Genomic DNA, 20303 nt, shown 5'->3' with positions numbered 1-20303 from the left:
GGCAGGCCCGTTGTCAGTGGCCGGTCGTACTCTGTCCGCATGCAGAAGCCGCAGGACCACGCGTACCCGACCCACTGGGAAGCCGACGTGGTGCTGCGCGACGGCGGCACGGCGCGGATCCGCCCCATCACGCCCGACGACGCCGAGCGCCTGGTCTCCTTCTACGAGCAGGTCTCGGACGAGTCGAAGTACTACCGCTTCTTCGCGCCCTACCCGCGCCTGTCCGACCGCGATGTGCACCGCTTCACCCACCACGACTACGTCGACCGCGTCGGGCTGGCCGCCACGGTCGGCGGTGAGTTCATCGCCACCGTCCGCTACGACCGGATCAACGACCAGGGGCTGCCCGCCAAGGACCCCGAGGACGACCAGGCCGAGGTCGCCTTCCTCGTCCAGGACGCCCATCAGGGGCGCGGAGTCGCCTCCGCCCTCCTGGAGCACATCGCGGCGGTCGCCCGTGAACGCGGCATCCGGCGGTTCGCCGCCGAGGTGCTGCCCGCCAACTCCAAGATGATCAAGGTCTTCACGGACGCCGGGTACACCCAGAAGCGCACCTTCGAAGACGGCGTGGTCCGGCTGGAGTTCGACCTGGAGCCCACCGAGCAGTCCGTGGCCGTGATGCGCGGCCGTGAGCAGCGCGCCGAGGCGCGCTCCGTACAGCGGCTGCTCGCCCCCGGCTCGGTCGCCGTCATCGGGACCGGCCGCGCCCCCGGCGGCGTCGGCCGCAGCGCGCTGCGCAACATCCTCGCCTCCGGCTTCACGGGCCGGGTGCACGCCGTCAACCACGCCTTCCCCCAGGAGACGCGCCGACTCGACCCCGAAGGGGTGCCGGCGGTCCGGGCGCTCGCCGAGATCGCCGAGCCGGTCGACCTCGCGGTCATCGCCGTCCCCGCCGACAGCGTCCCCGACGTGATCCGCGACTGCGGCGAACACGGCGTCCAGGGGGTGCTGATCCTGTCCTCCGGTTACGCCGAGGCGGGACCGGAGGGCAGAGAGCGGCAGCGCGCCCTGCTCCGTCTGGCCCGCTCGTACGGCATGCGGCTCATCGGGCCGAACGCCTTCGGCCTGATCAACACCGCCGCCGATGTGCGGCTGAACGCCTCCCTCGCCCCCCGGATGCCCGGCGCCGGCCATATCGGCCTGTTCACCCAGTCCGGCGCCATCGGCATCGCCCTGCTCAGCGGACTGCACGCGCGCGGCCCCGGCGACGGCGGCATCGCCGGCATCTCCGCCTTCGTCTCGGCCGGCAACCGCGCCGACGTCTCCGGAAACGACCTGCTCCAGTACTGGTACGACGACCCGGACACCGACGTCGTGATCCTCTATCTGGAGTCCATCGGCAACCCGCGCAAGTTCGCCCGGCTCGCCCGCCGCACCGCCGCCGTCAAGCCGGTCGTGGTCGCCAAGGGTGCCCGGCACCACGGCACCGCCCCGCTCGGCCACGCCGTACCCACCGTCCAGGTACCCGACAGCACGGTCGCCGCCCTGATGCGCCAGGCGGGGGTGATCCGGGTCGACACGGTCACCGAGCTGATCGACGCCGGGCTGCTGCTGGCCTCCCAGCCCCTGCCGGCCGGCCCGCGCATCGCCATCCTCGGAAACTCCGAGTCGCTGGCGCTGCTGGCGTACGACGCCTGCCTGACGGAGCGGCTGCGTCCGCTGCGGCCCCATGTGCTGGCCTCCGCGGCGAGTCCGGACGACTTCCGCACGGCGCTCGCCGAGACGCTCGCCGGTGACGGCTGCGACGCGGTGATCGTCACGGCCATCCCCTGGGTGGGGGAGCAGGACGGCGCCTCCCCGGGCGCCGGAGAGGGCAGGGCGCTCGCCGCCGCCCTGCGGAGCGCGGCCGCGGCCCATCCGCACAAGCCCGTCGCGGTCGTCCACCTGGCAATGGACGATCTGGCCGAGACACTGGCGGCCCCGGCCCCTGAAGCAGCCCCGGCCCCGGCCCCGGAAGCAGCACCGGCAGCGTCTCCCGTACCACCGGCGCCCCCTGCGCCCGCCCTCCCCGAGGCACCGCCCCCGGCGTCCGCCCAGACCCCGCCCGGGCGGTCCGCCCCCACCTGGCCGCCACAGCCCCCCTCGAACCCGCCGGTGCCACCGATCCCGCCGGCCCCGCCGCGCGCCGCGCCCCCCGGCCGCCCCCAGGCCCCTCCGGGCCCGCCTCCCGCCGCCCGCACCTCACCGGCCTCCCGCCCCGTCCCCGGCGCCGAGTCCGCCACCTTGCCGCCCCGGTCCCGCCCCGCCCCGCTCCGGATCCCCGCCTACCCCGCCGCCGAGCGCGCCGTACGCTCCCTCGCCGAGGCCGTCCGCTACGCCGCCTGGCGCCGGGAGGCCGCCGAGCCCGGCCGGGTGCCGGAGTACGACGACATCCAGGAGGCGGCGGCCGGCGCCGACATCGAGCGCCTCCTCGACCGGCTCACCCCCGACGTCCCCAGTGGCCGCTCCGTGCCGGTACCGCCCGAGGACGCCGCCGCCCTGCTCGCCCGCTACGGCATCCACACCCGCCCCGTGCTGCCGGCCCCCGACCCGGACACCGCCGTGCGCGCGGCCGCCCGCCTCGGCTACCCGGTGGCCCTCAAGACCACGGCCCCACACCTCCGGCACCGCTCCGACCTGGGCGGAGTCCGTCTGGACATCGCCGGTGAAGCCGAACTCCGCCGTACCTACGCGGAGTTGACCGAATTCCTCGGTTCGCCCGAGGAGCTGCGCCCGGTCGTCCAGTCGATGGTGCCGCGCGGGGTCGACACGGTCATCCGCGCCGCCATCGACCCGGCCGCCGGCGCGGTGCTCTCGTTCGGCCTGGCCGGAGCCCCCTCCCAGCTGCTCGGCGACGTCGCGCACCGCCTCATCCCCGCCACCGACCGCGAGGTCGTCGAGCAGATCCGCTCGATCCGCGCCGCCCCCCTGCTCTTCGGCTGGCGCGGCTCCCAGCCCGTCGACACCGCCGCGCTGGCGGAGCTGCTGCTGCGGGTCTCCCGGCTCGTAGACGACCACCCCGAGGTCGTCGGCGTGGACCTGGAACCGGTCGTCGTCGCCCCGCAGGGCCTCTCCGTCCTGGGGGCCGCCGTCCGCCTGGCCCGGCCCCCCGCCACCACCGACCTGGGCCCCCGCCGTCTGCCCGCCTACTGACCGGTCTCCTCGCCCCCACTGGGCCCGTGGCGCCCGGCAGGCCCCGTAGGATGGACCCCATGGCGAAGACCGGTACGACGACCCAGGGGCTGCGCGCGGCGATCGAGCGCAGTGGCTACTACCCGACGCTCGTGGCCGAGGCGGTGCAGGCCGCGGTCGGCAGTGAGCCGGTGGTGTCGTACCTCGTCCATCAGGAGACGACCTTCGACGCCAACGAGGTCCGCCGCCATGTCACGGTCCTGGTCCTGACCGGCACCCGCTTCATCGTCAGCCACACCGACGAGCAGGCCGCCGACGCCACCTCCCCCTCGCCGTACGCCACCACGTCCACCGAGTCCGTCAAGCTGGGCCGGATCTCCTCCGTGGTGCTCAGCCGGGTGGTCGCCAACCCCGAGTCCTACACCCCCGGCCAGCTGCCCCGCGAGGTCGTGCTGACCATCGGCTGGGGTGCCGTCGCGCGCCTGGACCTGGAGCCCGCCGCCTGCGGCGACCCCAACTGCGAGGCCGACCACGGCTACACCGGCTCCTCCACCGCCGACGACCTCTCCCTGCGGGTCAGCGAGGCCGGTGACGGCCCGGACTCGGTGCGCGAGACCCTCGCCTTCGCCCAGGCGCTCTCCGAGGCCACCGCGGCCACCACGAACCCGCGCTGATGGCCGACATCGCCCCCGCCTGGCCGGAACCCGAACCGCTCGACCCGCTCGGCGCCCCGGTGCCCCTGTACGGCACCGGCTCGCTCGCCGACCTGCTGCCCACCATCGCCGGCGGCCTCGGCGTGCCCGGCCTCACCACGGCCATGGACCTGGCCCCCGCCGACCGCGCCTGCGTCTTCCTGATCGACGGCCTCGGCTGGGAGCTGCTGCGTGCCCACCCGGAGGAGGCGCCGTTCCTCACCTCGCTCCTGGGCACCTCGTTCAACGGCAGCGGCCGCCCGCTCACCGCGGGCTTTCCCTCCACCACCGCCACCTCGCTCGCCTCGGTCGGCACCGGCCTGCCGCCGGGCGCGCACGGCCTGCCCGGATACACCTGCGAGGACCCGGCCACCGGCGCCCTGATGAACCAGCTGCGCTGGTACCCGTGGACCGACCCGTACACCTGGCAGCCGTATCCGACGGTCTTCCAGCTGGCCGACGCCGCGGGCATCCACACCTGCCAGGTCTCGGCGCCGGACTTCGCGCACACCCCGCTCACCAAGGTCGCCCTCAGCGGCGGCACCTTCCACGGCCGGCTCTCCGGCGAGGAGCGGATGGACCTCGCCGCGGAGCAGCTCGCCGCCGGCGACCGCTCGCTGGTCTACACGTACTACTCCGAGGTCGACGGCAAGGGTCACCGCTACGGCGTCGACTCGGACGCCTGGCGCGGCCAGTTGATGTACGTCGACCGGCTCGCGCAGCGGCTGGCCGAGCAGCTTCCGCCGCGCAGCGCCCTGTACGTCACCGCCGACCACGGCATGATCGACATCCCCTTCGGCCCCGAGTCCCGGATCGACTTCGACGAGGACTGGGAACTGCGTGCCGGCGTGCGCCTGTTGGGCGGCGAGGGCCGTGCCCGGCATGTCTACGCCCACCGGGGCGCGGCCGCCGACGTGCTCGCCGTATGGCGTGAGGTCGTCGGTGAGCAGATGTGGGTCGCGAGCCGCGAAGAGGCCATCGCCGCCGGGTGGTTCGGGCCGCAGGTCGACGACCGGGTGCGGGGCCGGATCGGTGACGTCGTGGCGGCCGCGCACGCCGACATGGTGATCATCGCGACCGAACGCGAGCCCCGTGAATCGGAGATGGTCGGGATGCACGGCTCGATGACCCCCATGGAGCAGCTGGTGCCGCTCCTGGAAGTCCGCACCTGACCCGCTCCTTTCCCCCAGCACGCCCGGTGGCGCTGTCCGCTGCCCGCGCCCGCCCGCTGCAACGCTCTGACTCCGACGCGAAAGGCCACCCCACAGCCATGTCCGAATTGGTATTTTTCTCCGGAACCATGGATTGCGGGAAGAGCACTCTGGCACTGCAGATCGGGCACAACCGCTCGGCCCGGGGTCTGCAAGGCGTGATCTTCACCCGTGACGACCGGGCGGGCGAGGGCCGGCTCTCGTCGCGGCTGGGTCTGGTCACCGACGCGGTGGAGGCCGATGAGGGGATGGACCTCTACGCCTACCTCGTCGACCACATGTCCCAGGGCGGCCGGGCGGACTACGTCATCGTCGACGAGGCCCAGTTCCTCGCCCCCGAGCAGATCGACCAGCTCGCCCGGATCGTCGACGACCTGGACCTGGATGTCTTCGCGTTCGGCATCACCACCGATTTTCGGACACATCTGTTCCCGGGTTCGCGGCGCCTGATCGAGCTGGCCGACCGGATCGAGGCGCTGCAGGTCGAGGCGCTGTGCTGGTGCGGTGCGCGGGCCACGCACAACGCCCGTACGGTGGGCGGGGCGATGGTCGTCGAGGGCGCCCAGGTGGTGGTGGGCGACGTCAACCAGGCGATGGGCGAGGTGGGTTACGAGGTGCTGTGCCGGCGCCACCATCTGCGCAGGATGACGAGTGCGACGGCCCGCGCCGGTGCGCTGTCACCGGATGTGCTGCCGGTCGCGGCCGACGCCCCCAGGTAACAGGGCGCGCAGCAGCCCCGGTTGACGGATCGATCGGCATCAGGGCCCGGGACCCCTGAGAAACTCGTCCCATGAGTACTGATCTCCTCTCCGGCAAGGTCGTCCTGGTCACCGGGGCCAGCAGCGGTATCGGCGCGGCGTCGGCGCGGCTGTTCTGTGAAGAAGGCGCGACGGTGGTGCTGGCCGCCCGCAGGGAAGAACGTCTGGCCCAGCTGGTGGATGAACTGCGGGCCCAGGGTGGCGAGGCCGCCTACGTCGTGGCCGATGTGGCGGTGGCGGCGGACGCCGCCCGTGCCGTCGACTTCGCTGTCAGCACCTACGGGCGGCTGGACTCCGCGTTCAACAACGCCGGCATCGGCGGCGACCGGACGCCGCTGCACCTGATGTCCGACGAGGTGTACGACGCCATCATGGACACCAATGTGCGCGGCGTCTGGAACTGTCTCCGGTATGAGATAGCCGCGATGCTGCCGCACGGCGCCGGCACGATCGTCAACAACAGCAGTGTGGCGGGCCTGATAGCGATCCCGGCCGCGGCGCCCTACATCGCGTCCAAGCACGCGGTCGTCGGCCTCACCCGGGCCGCGGCCGACGAGTACGCCCGCCAGGGCATCAGGGTGAACGCCGTGGCGCCCGGCACCACCCGCAGTGAGATCACCGCGGACTGGTTCCAGCGCAACCCGGGGCTGGAGGACCTGGCCAACTCGGTGACTCCGCAGGGTCGTACCGCGGATCCGGAGGAGATCGCCGCCGCGGCGGCATGGCTGCTCAGCGACCGCTGCCCGTTCCTCACCGGCACGGTGGTGCCGGTGGACGGCGGGCTGGTCAACAAGTGACCTGTTAGACGTCCGGTGCGTGGGGCGGCAGACCGGGGACACCGTGCGGTCCGCCCCACGTGGCACGTGCAGTACGGGCTCTGTGGCCGTATGGCTAGCGGGACGCTCCGCTCAGCCCGGCCCGGAAGACGGTGTGCCCACCCTGGGTTCCGGTGACCTGGACCTCCAGCGGGCCGGTGCCGGGGCGCGGCAGCAACTCCGCCTCGATCCAGCACGGTTCGTCGAACTCGACATAGCGCGTGTAGCTGCTGGTGATCGTGGCGGGGTCGAAGGTGACGGGGGAGACGGTGGCCTGGGCGGCCTGGTAGGCGGCCTCCAGCAGCGCGAGCCCCGGTACGTGGTCGACGGGGTGGTCGAAGAGCAGGGTGTTGCCGGTGTCGTTGCGCAGCTGCCAGCGGCGCGGATGGCCGCTGGGAGCGAGGACGACGTCCGCCGCGCTGGACCGTCCGACCAGTTCGGGTGCGACCGGTGCGGGGAGCGGCCAGGTTCCCCAGTCGACGCTGACGTGTTCGCCTCTTATCCGCCGGTAGACGGCGGGCGAGGACCACGAGAACTCCGACTCCGCGCGGGCCACGGTGACATCGTCGTGGCGGATATGGACCACCATGTCCAGTGCGCTGCCGAATCGACCGCTCCGCCGGGTTTCCGAGACGGTGACATCGATATCGAGCGTGAGGGATCTGTTTTCCGGAGCGGAGAATTCAGGGTTGGTGGTGAAGTTGAAGTCGAGCAGCACCATCTGGTGGGAGAGCGGGACGCCGTACTCGGCATGGGCTATCACCAGGCCGCTCTGCCGGAACGTCTGCGTGAGTATTCTGGGGTCGCATTGTTGGCCGTCTCGCGCGGCCGGCCACTGGGCGGTGAGCGAAAATTCGCCAGATCCCCGACGTTTCCAGCCAGTGATGAAGATCCGGTCAGAGTTCCTGAGGTGCGTGTATTCCTGTGGAATCCTGGACACGGCATTTCCTGGTGCGTCCGCTGTGGTGGATGTGGGTGCCGGAGACTCCGGGGAATGGGGCGACTTGCGCACACGGGCAGCGGCTTCGGTCATGGAGTCCCCCCTGGACACGATCCATCGGAAAGAAGTAACACTGATAAAATAAACCGGGTCGGCGGTCTTTTTCAACGCAGAAGTGAAGACTCGGTTGCTTGCTTAGGGGAGACGCGAGTTGGCGAAACAGGAACGGGCGATCCGGACGCGCAGGGCCTGCCTGGTGGCCGCCGCGGAGATCTTCAATGAGCACGGTTATGAAGCCGCCACGATTGCCGCCATCCTTGAGCGCGCCCAGATCACCCGCGGGGCGCTGTACTTCCACTTCACGTCGAAGGAGGACCTCGCGCGCGGGGTGCTCGCCGAGGCGCTGACCTCGGAGGGGCTGGTGTCGCAGCCCTTCAAGCTCCAGGAGTGGGTGGACATCGCGCTTCTCCTGGCCTACCGGCTGCCCAGGGAGCCGCTGCTCAGTGCCTCGATCCGGCTGTCGGTCGACTCCAGGGCGCGCGCCATGTTCGGCACCCGCTGGCCCGACTGGATCGTTCTGGGCCGCGAGGTGCTGGTGGAGGCCAAGGAGCGCGGCGAACTGCTGCCGCACGTCGATCCGACGGATACGGCCCGGCTGTTCGTCGGCGCCTGGACCGGCGTCCAGCTGGTGGCCGAGGCCATGCCGCAGCAACTGGACCTGTCCGGTGAGATATCCCGGCTGCTGGAACTGATGCTGCCCAACCTCGCCGTCCCCGGGGTGCTGGCCCGGCTGGACACTTCTCCCTTCCGCGCCGAACGCCTTCTCGGGGCGAGCAGCCCCACGGCGGTCTCGTGACGGGGCACGTGTGAGGGGGTTCCTGCGGTCTGGCGGCGATGCGGCGCACGGGGCGCCGGCCGTCAGCTCCGCTCGACGATGGTGAAGACGGCGCCCTCGATGTCGGCGACCGTCGCCTGCCGGCCGTGGAGGGAGTCACGAGCGGGCTGGAGCACATGGCCGCCCAGGTCGGTGATGCGACGGACGGCTGCGTCCGTATGGGGGACGGCGAAGTACGTCATCCAGTGGGGGCCCCGGTCGCGCGGCAGGGCGTTGCCCACACCGTGGATGCCGGCCACCGCACGGCCCTTGAGGTGCAGCGTCAGATAGTCGGCGTCGGCCTCGGCCGGGCCGGAGGGGGACGGGGCCTCGGCCTCGAAGCCGAAGACATGCTCGTAGAACGGGCCGACGGCGCCGGTGTCCTGGGTGACCAGCTCGTTCCACACCGGTGTTCCGGGTTCCCCGGTGATCGCGGTGCCCATCATCGACTTGCCCTGCCAGATGCCGAAGATCGCGCCCTGCGGGTCGGAGGCGATCGCCATCCGCCCCGCGTCGTCGTCCGCGTCCAGCGGCCCGACGCCCACCGTCCCCCCGCAGCAACGAATCTGCTCGGCGGTTACATCCGCGTCGTCGCTGGCCAGATAGGTGGTCCAGGCGACGGGGAGATGGCGGTCGGGTGCCAGCTCGCCGAGCCCGGCGACCTCCCTGCCGTCGAGGAAGGCCCGGGAGTACGGACCGAAGTGCTGCGGTCCCGGACGGAACTCCCAGCCGAACAGCGCGCCGTAGAACTCCTGCGTCGCGGGCAGGCTGTTGGCCAGGAGGCTCACCCAGCAGGGCACGCCGGGCATCCGCCGAGTCGCGGCCTCGGTCGTCATTGTCACTCTCTCCTCGGAGCGTCGGTGTGCGGACCATGTGCGGTACATGCGGTACGGGCGCGGGTCCTGAGCTGATGCTCGCACCCTGTTACCTGGTGCGCGCCCCGGCCGCGCCGTCCACGGCACGTTCGCGAGGGAGAATGCCCGTTTTGACGTTTCTCTTCCGTTTCGGCGGCGTTACGGGAGGGTGTAACTGCGTCATACGGAGGGTGGGCACCCGCCTTCTGTACGTAGTCGCCGCTACGCAAGGATGAGACCCATGAATGCCATCATCACCGCTACCGAACTCGCGAGCGAGTTGGCGAAGCCCGCCCCGCCGGTGCTCCTGGACGTCCGCTACCAGCTCGGCGGCCCGCCCGGCCGTCCCGAGTACGCGGCCGGCCACCTGCCGGGCGCGGTCTACGTCGACCTCGACAGCGAGCTGGCCGCGCCCCCGGGGCCGGCCGGCCGGCACCCGCTCCCCGACCTCGACGTCTTCGCCGAGGCGATGCGGGCCGCCGGGGTGCGCGCGGACCGCCCCGTGGTCGTGTACGACGGCGGCCAGGGCTGGGCGGCGGCCCGCGCCTGGTGGCTGCTGCGCTGGAGTGGTCACCCGGACGTGCGGGTGCTGGACGGCGGTCTGGCGGCCTGGCAGGCCGCCGGCGGCGATCTGAGCACCGCCCAACCGGAGCCGCCGGCGGGTGACTTCACGCCCCTGCCCGGCGCGCTGCCGCTGCTGACCGCCGACGACGCGGCCGCGCTCGCCCGTCGCGGTGTCCTGCTGGACGCGCGGGCCGGCGAGCGCTACCGGGGCGAGGTCGAGCCGATCGACCGGGTCGCCGGTCACATCCCGGGCGCGGTGTCCGCACCGACGACCGAGAACGTCGCCGAGGGCGGCACGGTCTTCCGGGACGCGGCCGAGCTGGCCGAGCGGTTCGCCTCGCTGGGCGCCACGGCGGACGCGGAGGTGGGCGTCTACTGCGGCTCCGGGGTCTCCGCGGCCCACCAGGTACTGGCCCTCGCGGTCGCGGGCGTCCCCGCCGCGCTGTACGTCGGTTCCTGGAGCGAATGGTCCGCCGACCCGTCCCGCCCGGTCGCCACCGGCCCGCAGCCCGGCTGAGGCCCGTCAGGGCGCCGTACAACGCCGTCCGCCCGCCCCCGGGAGGGGACGGGCGGACGGATGCGTCACGGGCCGGCCGCTACTCCGGCTTCTTCCTCCGGGTGCCGAAGACGATCTCGTCCCAGCTGGGCACGGCCGCCCGGCGCCCGGGACGTACGCCGTCCGCCTCGGCCTGCCGGTCCGTCGTCCCGGTCAGCCGGTCGCGGTGGCCGGCCACGGCCCGCGGCATCAGCACATCGGCGTACGCGGAACCCGCGCCCGCGCTGGCCGCGGGCGCCGGCGGCTCCTCGACCTCGGCCTCCTGCTCCTCGTCGGCCTGCGGCGCCTTGGCGCTCTCCGGTACGACCATGTCGCCGCGGAAGCTCGGCACCGCCTCCAGCAGGCTGGTCAGCGAATCCCGCTCCCGCTCGCCGACGGCCTCCTCGGCGCCCCGCGGCTCGCTCTCCTCGCCACCGGACTGGGTGCGCTCGCCGCGCTCGGAGGTCTGCCGGTCCAGCGTGCGGTCCAGCGGCCGGTCGCGCGGCAGCCGGGCGATCCGCGGTACGAACGGGAAGCTCGGCTCGGGCGTGTCGTCGCTCTCGCCGATCAGCGACCGGGCCTCGTCGTCCACGGCCTGGACGAGCCGCCGCGGCGGGTCGTAGGTCCAGCTCGCCGAGTGCGGTTCGGCCGCGACGCGGTAGACCAGCAGCACCTCCCAGGTGCCGTCGTCCCGGCGCCAGGAGTCCCACTGGACGCTGTCCTTGTCGGCGCCGCGCAGCAGCAGCCGCTCCGCGACCGCCTCGCCGAGCTGCGGGCCGGTGTTCTCGCCGGGGCGCCGCACCGGTGTCTTGCGGGCCCGCTCGGCCATGAAGGCCCGCTCCGCGAGCACCGGGCCCTCGAAGCGGCGCACCCGGTCGACGGGGATGCCGGCGAGCTGGGCGACCTCCTCGGCGGAGGCACCGGCTCTTATACGCGCCTGGATGTCCCGCGGCCGCAGGTGGCTCTCGACCTCGATCTCGATCTGGCCGAGCCGCGCGCGGTCATTGCGGACGGCGGCGCGCAGCCGTTCGTCGATCGGAAGCGTGTACTCGGTGCTGTCCGCAGCTTTGAGCACCAGCCGTGTGCCGTCGTTGGAGACGGCCACGACACGCAGTTCGGGCATGGGGACCTCCCGGGTGGTGCCTGCCGACGTCACGTGCGTCGCTGCTTCCGCTAGTCGAGTGTGGCCTGCCCGGGTGCAGCCTGCCACAACATTGCCGAGTTGCCCGGCGTGTCGAGGCTTGGCCCTCAAACGCCGTTATGACACGGTTACCAGTTTGCAACGCTCAGTGACCATGCCGCTTGCCCTGTCGCCGATCACCCGTGCCGAGCGGCGGCGCCCCAGGGTGAGTGCCGCCTTCTGGGCCCCTCCCGCGGGTTCCGGGCAGCCGGACGGGAACCGGGGCCAGGGTTCGCCACAGTACTCCATTCGGGCCACTGAGGTGGACCGCCGCGCCGCTGAACTTCTGGGCGGCACACGGAGGTCGGTCGCCTTGTCGATCTCTCTACCTGTCATGTGGGTGGCGAGTTTCACAGATTCCCCAAATTCGGAACTGATTACTCCGCCAATTGGTCACTTCTCCATGCAAGATGGATCGAAGGGGCTATCAAAGGTTGGAGATGGACGAAGAAACCGAAACCGCCACGAAGAAGAAGGAGAAGCGGATCGACCTGAGCGTCGCTCAGGTAGCCGGCAGCGCGCTCGCCGCGGCCGCCGCCGCGTACCTCGCGGGGCAGCTCGGTGTTTACGGAACCATCATCGGCGCGGGTGTGGTCAGTGTCGTGGCCACGACCGGCGGCTCGATATTCCAGCACCTGTTCCGCCGCACCGGTGAACAGATCAAGGAGGCGTCGGTCGCCACCCGGCCGAGACCGCGCCGCCCTTCTTCCCGCACTCGATCCACCACCCAGCAGGCCCGGCAGCCCGGTCCCACCATGGTGCTGCCGACCTTCGACAAGCAGGGCACGGAGGACAAGGTCACCTCCGTCGCCGCCAGGACCCCCGGGCCCGGTACGGCCCGTACCCAGCTGGTCCCGCGGGCCGAGCAGGCCCGGCGCCGCGATCCGGCGAGCGCCCACCCCGCCGACCGGACCCAGCTCGTGCCGCGGCTGGACGAGCGGACCACGGCACTGGACCGGGCCGACGCCCGCCCCGGTGACGCCACCACGGTGCTCCCCGCCGCCGGACGGCCCGAGGAGGTCAGCACCGCCACGTACGGCACCCGGCTGCGCGGCTGGAAGCGGCCGGCGCTGGGCGCGCTCGTGGTCTTCGTGCTCGCCATGGGCGGCGTCACCGCCGCCGAGCTGCTGTCCGGCGAGACGGCCAGCGGCCAGAAGGGCACCACGCTGGGCAACATCACCTACGGGGGATCCAGCCGGCATCAGCCCGCCACCCCGCAGCAGCCCGGGACCGGCCACTCACCCGGTGACGGCGGCCGGCAGGGCGGCACCGGCGAGCCGAGCCCGGACTCCGGGAAGTCCGGCGACGACGGCACCGGCAAGGGCGAGCGGAACGGCACCCCCACGCCGACCCCGAGCCCGTCCGACGGCGGCAGGACGTCGCCGGACCCGGACACCTCGCCGTCCCCGAACCCGTCCCCGAGCGGCTCCACCGGGAGCGGCGACGACGCCGGCACCGGTGACGACCCGACCGGCGGCGCACACCAGGAGGGCGGGCAGAACCAGCAGCAGTCCCAGGGGCAGCAGGCTCCCGAGCCGGGCGCTTCCTGACCCGGTAGCCGACCCCGCGCGGTCGCGCCCCGGTGCCCGCAGCCGGCACCGGGGCGGGCCGTCGCCGGGTCAGTCCCCCAGGACCCGCCGCAGATACGCGTTGGCGAACCGGCGCTCCGGGTCCAGCCGGTCGCGCACCGCGGTGAACTCGCCGAACCGCGGATAGGCGTCGGCGAGCTGCCCCGCGTCACGGGTGTGCAGCTTGCCCCAGTGCGGCCGGCCCCCGTGCGCCGTCATGATCCGCTCGACGGCCGAGAAGTACGCCTGGTGCGGCGTCCCGCGGTACATGTGCACGGCGACATAGGCCGTGTCCCGGCCCGACGCGGTGGACAGCGCGATGTCGTCGGCGGGCGCGGTGCGCACCTCCACCGGGAAGCTGACCCTGAAGTCCGCGCGTTCCACCAGCGCCTTCAGCTCGCCCAGGGCCTCGACCGCGGCCGCCCGGGGCAGGGCGTACTCCATCTCCACGAACCGCACCCGCCGCGGCGAGGTGAAGACCCGGTACGGGATGTCGGTGTACGTACGGGCCGACAGCGCGCGGCTGGAAATCCTGGCGATGCCCGGTATGGCGGCCGGCACGGCCCGGCCCAGGGTGCAGGCGACCTGGAAGAGCCCGTTGGGCAGCAGCTCGTCCTCGACCCAGCCGCTGATCCTGCCGGGGGGTGCGGCGGGACCCTGGCTGCGGTTGTTGCGCTTGGTGTTGCAGTTGCCGGTGTGGGGGAACCAGTAGAACTCGAAGTGCTCGTTCTCGGCGACCAGCTCCTCGAACCGGTCCGTCACCTCGTCGAAGGGCATCGGCTCCTCGCGGGCGGTGAGCAGGAACTCCGGCTCCACGGCGAAGGTGAGCTCGCTGATCACGCCCAGCGCGCCCAGGCCCAGCCGCGCCACGGCGAAGACGTCCGGGTTCTCCTCGGCCGAGCAGGCCAGCACCGAGCCGTCGGCGGTGACCAGTTCGAGGGCGGTGATCTGGGCGGCGAGCGACGCCGAGTCGCGGCCGGTGCCGTGGGTGCCGGTGCTGGTCGCCCCGGAGACCGTCTGCTCCATGATGTCGCCCATGTTGGTCAGCGACAGCCCGTGTGCGGCCAGTGTGCGGTTGAGGTGCTTGAGGGGCGTACCGGCGGCGACCGTCACGGTCCCGGCCTCGCGGTCGACGGCGCGCACTCCGGTCAGCCGCTCGGGGCGGATCAGCAGCCCGTCGGTGGCGGCCACCGGGGTGAAGGAGTGGCCGGTGCCGGCTGCCTTGACCGTCAGCCCGTCCGCGGCGGCGGCGCGGACCGCGGCCGCGAGCTCCTCGGTGTCCGCCGGGGCGACGCTCCGGGCGGGGCGGGCGGTGACATTGCCCGCCCAGTTGCGCCACGGCCCGGTTGCCGTACCGCGCCCTCCCGAGCCGCCGACGGCGTTGCTGACTGCCATGGTGACGTCCCCTCCCTGCGCGCCCGGCCGCCTGTGGCCGCCGTTGGTGTGAGCGCATGATGTCAGTCGCCGACGCACCGTCCACAGGGGGTGGCGGGAATCACATGATCAAGGAATCGGCCGGAATCACCCGGCTCCGGGACATGTCGTACCGGCGGTAACAGGGCGGGGGCTGCCGACCGGCGGAAACCGGACGGCATGGCGGGCCCGGTGCCCTACGCCACGCTCTCCTCGCCCCGGCGCTCCGCGGGCGCCGCGACCTGCGCCGGCAGACCGCCCGTGCCGGCCGGGTCCGCCGCCGCGGCCGCCGGCTGCGGACGGAGCCTGCGGTAGCCCGCGAACGCGACCAGCGCGGCGAGCACGCCCGCCGCCCCCGGCACCAGATAGCCCCGGGCGGCACCCGCGGCATCCACCACCCAGCCGGCCGCCGACGAGCCCAGCGCGACGCCGACCGCCAGGCCGGTGCTGGTCCACGTCATGCCCTCGGTCAGCTTCGCCGGGGGCACATGCTCCTCGATCAGCGCCATCGTGGTCACCATCGTCGGGGCGATGGACAGCCCCGCGAGGAACAGCGCGCCGGCCAGCAGCGGCAGCGAGCCCACCAGCTGGAGCGGCACCATGCTCACCGCCATCGCGCAGACCCCCACCACCCAGCGGCGGGCCGGGTGCCCCTTGAGGTGCAGCAACCCGAAGACGGCGCCGGCCGCACACGAGCCGAGCGCATAGACCGCCAGCACCACACTGGCCGCCGCCTTGTGGCCCTCCTCCTCGGCGAACGCCACCGTCACCACGTCGATCGCCCCGAAGATCGCGCCGGTCGCCACGAACGTCACCACCAGCACCTGCAGCCCCCGCGAGCGCAGCGCCGAGCCCTTGGCCTGCTGCTCCCGCGGATGCGGCACCGGCTCGGTCGCACGCTGCGCCGTCAGCCAGAAGACACCGGCCGCCAGGAAGGCGCCGGCCAGCAGAGGGCCGGCCTCCGGGAACCATGCGGTGGACAGGCCGATCGACAGGATCGGCCCGAAGATGAAGCACATCTCGTCGACGATCGACTCCCACGAATACGCGGTGTGCAGCTCGCGCGCGGAGCCGCGGTAGAGCTCGGCCCAGCGCGCCCGGATCATCGAGCCGACGCTCGGCACACACCCCACGCACGCCGCGAAGACGAACAGGATCCAGTCCGGCCAGCGCTGCTGCGCGCTCAGCAGCAGACCGGCGACCGCGGTGAGCGACACCAGGGTCGCCGGGCGCAGCACCCGGCGCTGGCCGTGCAGGTCCACCAGCCGGGAGATCTGCGGGCCGATCACCGCGGCGGACAGCGCCATGGTCGCCGACAGCCCGCCCGCCAGGCCGTAGCGGCCGGTCAGCTGGGAGACCATCGTGACGATGCCGATGCCCATCATCGACAGCGGCATCCGCCCGAGCAGCCCGGCGGCGGAGAAGGACTTGGTGCCGGGCCGGCCGAATATGGCGCGGTAGGGACTGGGCAACGGGGGCGCTCCGCCGGATGAGGACCGAAGATCGGTAAGGAATGTATGTGGCCGATACAGCTTACGGGCGCTCCGGTATCGGCCGCCTCCGGATTTCCTTCGGTGCCCGCAGAATCCGCCGGCCCCGCGCATCCGGGACCTGCCCGCCGCACCCGGAGGAAGGGTGGCAGGATCGATGGCATGCCCGAACAGTGCGATCCCAGCCCCTATGACGCCCTGCTGCTGCTCTCCTTCGGCGGCCCCGAAGGGCCCGACGACGTCGTCCCGTTCCTGGAGAACGTCACCCGCGGCCGTGGCATCCCCCGTGAGCGCCTCAAGGAGGTGGGGCAGCACTACTTCCTGTTCGGCGGCGTCAGCCCCATCAACGCCCAGAACCGTGAGCTGCTGGACGCGCTGCGCAAGGACTTCGCCGCACACGGCCTGGACCTGCCCGTCTACTGGGGCAACCGCAACTGGGCGCCGTACCTGACCGACACCCTGCGCACGATGGTGGGCGACGGCCACCGCCGGATCGCCGTCCTCGCGACCAGCGCCTACGCCTCGTACTCGGGCTGCCGGCAGTACCGCGAGAACCTCGCCGACTCGCTGGCCGCCCTGCGGGCCGAGGGACTGCCGGTCCCGCAGGTCGACAAGCTGCGGCACTACTTCAACCACCCGGGCTTCCTCCGCCCGATGACCGACGGTGTGCTGGCGGCGCTGGACGCCCTGCCCGCCGCGGCGCGCGACGGCGCCCACATCGCCTTCACCACCCACTCCATCCCCACCGCCGCCGCCGACACCTCCGGCACGCCCGCCGACCACACCCGGGACGGCGCGGGCGGTGCCTATGTCGCCCAGCACCTCGACGTGGCACGGGTGATCGCGGACGCCGTACGTGACGAGACCGGTGTGGACCACCCCTGGAGCCTCGTCTACCAGTCCCGCAGCGGCGCCCCGCACATCCCCTGGCTGGAGCCGGACATCTGCGACCACCTGGAGGAGCGGCACGCGGCCGGCGTGCCCGCCGTCGTGATGGCCCCCATCGGGTTCGTCTCGGACCACATGGAGGTCAAGTACGACCTCGACACCGAGGCCACCGCCAAGGCCGCCGAGCTGGGGCTGCCGGTGGCCAGGTCGGCCACCGTCGGCGCCGACCCGCGGTTCGCGGCGGCCGTCCGCGACCTCCTCCTGGAGCGCGCGGCGACCGAACGGGGCCGCACCCCGGAGCGCTGCGCCCTGGGCGGCCTGGGTGCCAGCCACGACCTGTGCCCGGTCGGCTGCTGCCCGGCGCGCGCCCCGCGCCCGGCCGCCGCCGGCGCCGACTGGCGGGGCCCGGTCGCGGAAGCCCCCGCGTAGGCCCGTACGCCCGCCAGCCCGGCCCGTACGCCCGCGGCAGGCCCTGGCAGGGCCCGCACCGCCCGTACGTCCGCCCGACCGCCGCTCGTCCGAGCAAGGAGCATCGTGCCCGATCCGCTGCACCCCGACCCGACACCTGCCCACCCGGCGCCGACCGGCCCGGCGCCGACCGACGCGCTCTACGACGAGCTGCTGGAGCTCGCCCTGGAGGCCGCCCGCCGCGCGGGGGCGCTGCTGCGCGACGGCCGGCCCGCCGACCTCGGCGTGGCCGCGACCAAGACCAGCCCCATCGACGTCGTGACCGAGATGGACATCGCCTCCGAGAAGCTGATCACCGGCTTCATCGGGGAGGCCCGCCCCGACGACGGCTTCCTGGGCGAGGAGGGCGCCAGCACCGAGGGCACCAGCGGCATCCGCTGGGTCATCGACCCCGTCGACGGCACCGTGAACTACCTCTACGGCCTGCCGTCCTGGGCCGTGTCCATCGCTGCGGAGAAGGACGGCGAGGCGGTCGTCGGCGTCGTCGCCGCGCCCATGCGCGGCGAGACCTACCAGGCCGTCCTGGGCCGTGGCGCGTTCAACAACGGCGAGCGCATCCGGCACCGGCCCGCACCGCCGCTCTCCCAGGCGCTGCTGGGCACCGGTTTCGGCTATCTGGCCGAGCGCCGCGCCGCCCAGGCGGAGGTGGTGCGCACCCTGCTGCCGCAGGTGCGCGACATCCGGCGCGGCGGATCGGCCGCGATCGACCTGTGCGATGTGGCCTGCGGCCGGCTCGACGCCTACTACGAGCGCGGCCTGAACCCCTGGGACCTGGCAGCCGGCGCCCTGATCGCCCGCGAGGCCGGCGCGCTCACCGGAGGCCGCCCCGGCCGGGCGCCGTCCCACGAGCTGACCCTCGCCGCCTCCCCGGACCTCTTCGCGCAGCTCCAGCCGCTCCTGGAGGACCTCGGCGCCTGGCACGACTGACCGGCCGGTACGCATGCGGGCATGACAGCGCCCCGGCACCCTCCCCTGGGTGCCGGGGCGCTGTCGTCGTACGCCGGCGCGCGGTCAGGCGTTGCTGACCGCCTCGTAACGCACACCGTGCTCGGTCGCCAGTCGCTGCAGGTCCTCGAGCTCGGCCTGCTCGACCTCGGCGAGGAAGTCATCGCCCGCAGCGCGGGCCTGGTCCAGATCGGCTTCGGTCTTCTCTATGCGCTGCAGAATGCCTGCGGTGAACGCGTCCATGTGCGCCCCCTCGTCGTGGGTCGGTGGCACGGGGGTGTGCCGACGGGCGAGTGATCACTGCGTGGTCCCTGCGATGGATCAGTTCATGGCAAGTCGCCAAAGAAACAGGGCGTGATCGCGGGTGTGCAGTCGTCCTCCCCATGCGCAACCTCAGGGAAACCTCAACCCGCCCAGGAATCCTTGCCGTCAGGGTGCGCGGAGGCGCTCACCGGACCTCCCCACCCCTCTTACCGCCGGTTTATGGCTCTTCGGGGCAGGATGGAAGGGCTCTGAAGACATTGTTTTGCCTGCCCGAAAGGGCCCTGAGGAAGGACTAGCGACGTGCGTGTTCTCGTCGTCGAGGACGAGCAGCTGCTCGCCGATGCGGTGGCCACCGGACTGCGCCGGGAGGCCATGGCCGTCGACGTGGTCTACGACGGCGCTGCCGCCCTGGAGCGGATCGCGATCAACGACTACGACGTGGTCGTGCTCGACCGCGACCTCCCCGTCGTCCACGGCGACGACGTCTGCCGCAAGATCGTCGAGCTGGGGATGCCCACCCGCGTCCTGATGCTCACCGCCTCCGGCGACGTCAGCGACCGCGTCGAGGGCCTGGAGATCGGTGCGGACGACTACCTTCCCAAGCCGTTCGCCTTCACCGAGCTCACGGCCCGGGTACGGGCCCTGGGACGCCGTACGACCGTCGCGCTGCCGCCCGTCCTGGAGCGGGCCGGCATCAAGCTCGACCCCAACCGCCGCGAGGTGTTCCGCGACGGCAAGGAGGTCCAGCTCGCCCCCAAGGAGTTCGCGGTCCTGGAGGTCCTGATGCGCAGCGAGGGCACGGTCGTCTCGGCCGAGCAGCTCCTGGAGAAGGCCTGGGACGAGAACACCGACCCGTTCACCAACGTCGTACGGGTGACGGTCATGACCCTGCGCCGCAAGCTCGGCGAGCCCGCGGTGATCGTCACCGTCCCCGGCTCGGGATACCGGATCTGACCGGCGATGCCTTCCCTGCCCTCGTTCTCCAAGGCGGCCGCCCCGCCCCCGCCCATGCCGCCCAAGCCCACCTGGGACCCCCGGCCGGTCAACGTCCGGCCGTTCCCCTGGCTGCGCCCCACGATCCGGATACGGCTGACGCTGCTGTACGGCGGCATGTTCCTGATGGCCGGAATCGTGCTGCTGACGATCATCTACATGCTGGCCGCGGACGCGCTGCACGACGGCAGCGCGCTGCCGCTGAAGATCCTCGGCGGCAAGTTCGAGTCGACCAGTGACATCTGCGACCTGCCCACCGAGACGTCCGGGCCGCTCCTGCAGCAAGCCGTCAACGAGTGCCTCCAGCACCAGCGCACGGTGGCCCTCAACAGCCTCCTCAACCGCTCGCTGCTGGCGCTGCTGGGGCTGACGGTGGTGGCGTTCGCGTTCGGTTATGCGATGGCGGGGCGGGTGCTGGCGCCGTTGGGGCGGATCACGCGGACTGCGCAGCGGGTGGCGGGTTCGGATCTGCACCGGCGGATCGAGCTGGGTGGTCCGGATGATGAGCTCAAGGAGCTGGCGGACACGTTCGACGAGATGTTGGACCGGTTGGACCGGGCGTTTGAGTCGCAGCGGCGGTTTGTGGCGAATGCGTCCCATGAGTTGCGTACGCCGTTGGCGATCAATCGGACGTTGCTGGAGGTGCAGCTCGCCGATCCGCAGGCGTCGGCGGAGCTGCATCAGCTGGGCAAGACGCTGCTGGCGACCAATGAGCGCAGTGAGCAGCTGGTGGAGGGGCT

General features: G+C 72.6%; 18 protein-coding genes. 12 read left to right on the top strand and 6 right to left on the bottom strand.

Annotation, left to right across the window (positions count from 1 at the left end):
* Nucleotides 1–39 precede the first annotated feature (39 nt).
* The 5 genes from ACWD6P_RS30600 to ACWD6P_RS30580 all read left to right on the top strand — a co-directional run bounded on the left by ACWD6P_RS30600 (nt 40) and on the right by ACWD6P_RS30580 (nt 6569).
* Nucleotides 40–3132: a bifunctional acetate--CoA ligase family protein/GNAT family N-acetyltransferase gene (locus ACWD6P_RS30600; RefSeq protein WP_451447416.1), complete on the top strand. Its 3093-nt coding sequence runs from the start codon at nt 40–42 to the stop codon at nt 3130–3132.
* A 59-nt stretch (nt 3133–3191) separates the two neighbouring features.
* A complete protein-coding gene (locus ACWD6P_RS30595) occupies nt 3192–3785 on the top strand; it encodes a DUF5998 family protein (RefSeq protein WP_399150110.1) in 594 nt (197 codons plus the stop codon).
* Nucleotides 3785–4975, top strand: coding sequence for an alkaline phosphatase family protein (locus tag ACWD6P_RS30590; protein ID WP_451447415.1), 1191 nt, complete (start codon nt 3785–3787; stop codon nt 4973–4975). Before ACWD6P_RS30595 ends, ACWD6P_RS30590 begins: the two co-directional genes overlap by 1 nt.
* A gap of 98 nt (nt 4976–5073) precedes the next feature.
* Nucleotides 5074–5733 (top strand): thymidine kinase, encoded by a 660-nt coding sequence (locus ACWD6P_RS30585; protein ID WP_451447414.1) that lies wholly within the window; start codon nt 5074–5076, stop codon nt 5731–5733.
* A 71-nt stretch (nt 5734–5804) separates the two neighbouring features.
* Nucleotides 5805–6569, top strand: coding sequence for an SDR family NAD(P)-dependent oxidoreductase (locus tag ACWD6P_RS30580; protein WP_451447413.1), 765 nt, complete (start codon nt 5805–5807; stop codon nt 6567–6569).
* A gap of 94 nt (nt 6570–6663) precedes the next feature.
* Here ACWD6P_RS30580 and ACWD6P_RS30575 read toward each other — a convergent pair whose 3' ends face one another.
* Entirely contained in the window at nt 6664–7620 is a 957-nt protein-coding gene (locus ACWD6P_RS30575) for a ScbA/BarX family gamma-butyrolactone biosynthesis protein (protein WP_451447428.1), read from the bottom strand.
* Nucleotides 7621–7738: 118 nt separating this feature from the next.
* Here ACWD6P_RS30575 and ACWD6P_RS30570 point away from each other — a divergent pair, with 118 nt between their 5' ends.
* Nucleotides 7739–8383, top strand: coding sequence for a ScbR family autoregulator-binding transcription factor (locus ACWD6P_RS30570; protein WP_451447412.1), 645 nt, complete (start codon nt 7739–7741; stop codon nt 8381–8383).
* Nucleotides 8384–8445: 62 nt separating this feature from the next.
* Here the strand turns inward: ACWD6P_RS30570 and ACWD6P_RS30565 are convergent, their stop codons facing one another.
* Nucleotides 8446–9237: a VOC family protein gene (locus tag ACWD6P_RS30565; RefSeq protein ID WP_451447411.1), complete on the bottom strand. Its 792-nt coding sequence runs from the start codon at nt 9235–9237 to the stop codon at nt 8446–8448.
* Nucleotides 9238–9496: 259 nt separating this feature from the next.
* On the opposite strand from ACWD6P_RS30565, the gene ACWD6P_RS30560 reads away from it, so the two are divergent.
* On the top strand, nt 9497–10336 hold the full coding sequence (locus tag ACWD6P_RS30560) for a sulfurtransferase (protein ID WP_451447410.1): 840 nt from the start codon (nt 9497–9499) through the stop codon (nt 10334–10336).
* 79 nt (nt 10337–10415) lie between these two features.
* Here ACWD6P_RS30560 and sepH read toward each other — a convergent pair whose 3' ends face one another.
* Nucleotides 10416–11477, bottom strand: coding sequence for a septation protein SepH (gene sepH, locus ACWD6P_RS30555; RefSeq protein ID WP_451447409.1), 1062 nt, complete (start codon nt 11475–11477; stop codon nt 10416–10418).
* A gap of 497 nt (nt 11478–11974) precedes the next feature.
* Between sepH and ACWD6P_RS30550 the strand changes: the two genes are divergently transcribed.
* Nucleotides 11975–13084 (top strand): hypothetical protein, encoded by a 1110-nt coding sequence (locus tag ACWD6P_RS30550; RefSeq protein WP_451447408.1) that lies wholly within the window; start codon nt 11975–11977, stop codon nt 13082–13084.
* Between the two features lie 69 nt (nt 13085–13153).
* Here ACWD6P_RS30550 and ACWD6P_RS30545 read toward each other — a convergent pair whose 3' ends face one another.
* Nucleotides 13154–14497 carry a D-arabinono-1,4-lactone oxidase gene (locus tag ACWD6P_RS30545; protein ID WP_451447407.1) on the bottom strand — a complete coding sequence of 448 codons (1344 nt, stop codon included), beginning with the start codon at nt 14495–14497 and terminating at the stop codon, nt 13154–13156.
* 215 nt (nt 14498–14712) lie between these two features.
* Entirely contained in the window at nt 14713–15987 is a 1275-nt protein-coding gene (locus ACWD6P_RS30540) for an MFS transporter (RefSeq protein ID WP_451447406.1), read from the bottom strand.
* Between the two features lie 180 nt (nt 15988–16167).
* Between ACWD6P_RS30540 and ACWD6P_RS30535 the strand changes: the two genes are divergently transcribed.
* Both ACWD6P_RS30535 and ACWD6P_RS30530 read left to right on the top strand, forming a co-directional pair.
* Nucleotides 16168–17322 carry a ferrochelatase gene (locus ACWD6P_RS30535; protein ID WP_451447405.1) on the top strand — a complete coding sequence of 385 codons (1155 nt, stop codon included), beginning with the start codon at nt 16168–16170 and terminating at the stop codon, nt 17320–17322.
* Between the two features lie 105 nt (nt 17323–17427).
* Nucleotides 17428–18288, top strand: coding sequence for an inositol monophosphatase family protein (locus ACWD6P_RS30530; RefSeq protein ID WP_451447404.1), 861 nt, complete (start codon nt 17428–17430; stop codon nt 18286–18288).
* A gap of 84 nt (nt 18289–18372) precedes the next feature.
* Here ACWD6P_RS30530 and ACWD6P_RS30525 read toward each other — a convergent pair whose 3' ends face one another.
* The gene (locus tag ACWD6P_RS30525) at nt 18373–18549 is read right to left on the bottom strand and encodes a hypothetical protein (RefSeq protein ID WP_451447403.1); all 177 of its coding nucleotides are present in this window, start codon (nt 18547–18549) and stop codon (nt 18373–18375) included.
* A gap of 321 nt (nt 18550–18870) precedes the next feature.
* On the opposite strand from ACWD6P_RS30525, the gene ACWD6P_RS30520 reads away from it, so the two are divergent.
* Nucleotides 18871–19524 (top strand): response regulator transcription factor, encoded by a 654-nt coding sequence (locus ACWD6P_RS30520; protein WP_069571508.1) that lies wholly within the window; start codon nt 18871–18873, stop codon nt 19522–19524.
* A gap of 6 nt (nt 19525–19530) precedes the next feature.
* Nucleotides 19531–20303 (top strand): HAMP domain-containing protein (locus ACWD6P_RS30515; RefSeq protein WP_451447402.1); only part of this gene is annotated, 773 nt, incomplete at its 3' end.

Source organism: Streptomyces sp. NPDC002446 (assembly GCF_053595675.1).
Note: the sequence above shows the minus strand (reverse complement) of the source record. Positions and strands in the feature narration are given on the sequence as shown.

Coding starts and splice junctions, on each gene's coding strand:
- ACWD6P_RS30575 (WP_451447428.1), bottom strand. CDS start 7,620: ATGACCGAAGCCGCTGCCCGTGTGCGCAAGTCGCCCCATTCCCCGGAG.
- sepH (WP_451447409.1), bottom strand. CDS start 11,477: ATGCCCGAACTGCGTGTCGTGGCCGTCTCCAACGACGGCACACGGCTG.
- ACWD6P_RS30550 (WP_451447408.1), top strand. CDS start 11,975: ATGGACGAAGAAACCGAAACCGCCACGAAGAAGAAGGAGAAGCGGATC.
- ACWD6P_RS30560 (WP_451447410.1), top strand. CDS start 9,497: ATGAATGCCATCATCACCGCTACCGAACTCGCGAGCGAGTTGGCGAAG.
- ACWD6P_RS30525 (WP_451447403.1), bottom strand. CDS start 18,549: ATGGACGCGTTCACCGCAGGCATTCTGCAGCGCATAGAGAAGACCGAA.
- ACWD6P_RS30565 (WP_451447411.1), bottom strand. CDS start 9,237: ATGACGACCGAGGCCGCGACTCGGCGGATGCCCGGCGTGCCCTGCTGG.
- ACWD6P_RS30595 (WP_399150110.1), top strand. CDS start 3,192: ATGGCGAAGACCGGTACGACGACCCAGGGGCTGCGCGCGGCGATCGAG.
- ACWD6P_RS30585 (WP_451447414.1), top strand. CDS start 5,074: ATGTCCGAATTGGTATTTTTCTCCGGAACCATGGATTGCGGGAAGAGC.
- ACWD6P_RS30590 (WP_451447415.1), top strand. CDS start 3,785: ATGGCCGACATCGCCCCCGCCTGGCCGGAACCCGAACCGCTCGACCCG.
- ACWD6P_RS30580 (WP_451447413.1), top strand. CDS start 5,805: ATGAGTACTGATCTCCTCTCCGGCAAGGTCGTCCTGGTCACCGGGGCC.
- ACWD6P_RS30535 (WP_451447405.1), top strand. CDS start 16,168: ATGCCCGAACAGTGCGATCCCAGCCCCTATGACGCCCTGCTGCTGCTC.
- ACWD6P_RS30600 (WP_451447416.1), top strand. CDS start 40: ATGCAGAAGCCGCAGGACCACGCGTACCCGACCCACTGGGAAGCCGAC.
- ACWD6P_RS30545 (WP_451447407.1), bottom strand. CDS start 14,497: ATGGCAGTCAGCAACGCCGTCGGCGGCTCGGGAGGGCGCGGTACGGCA.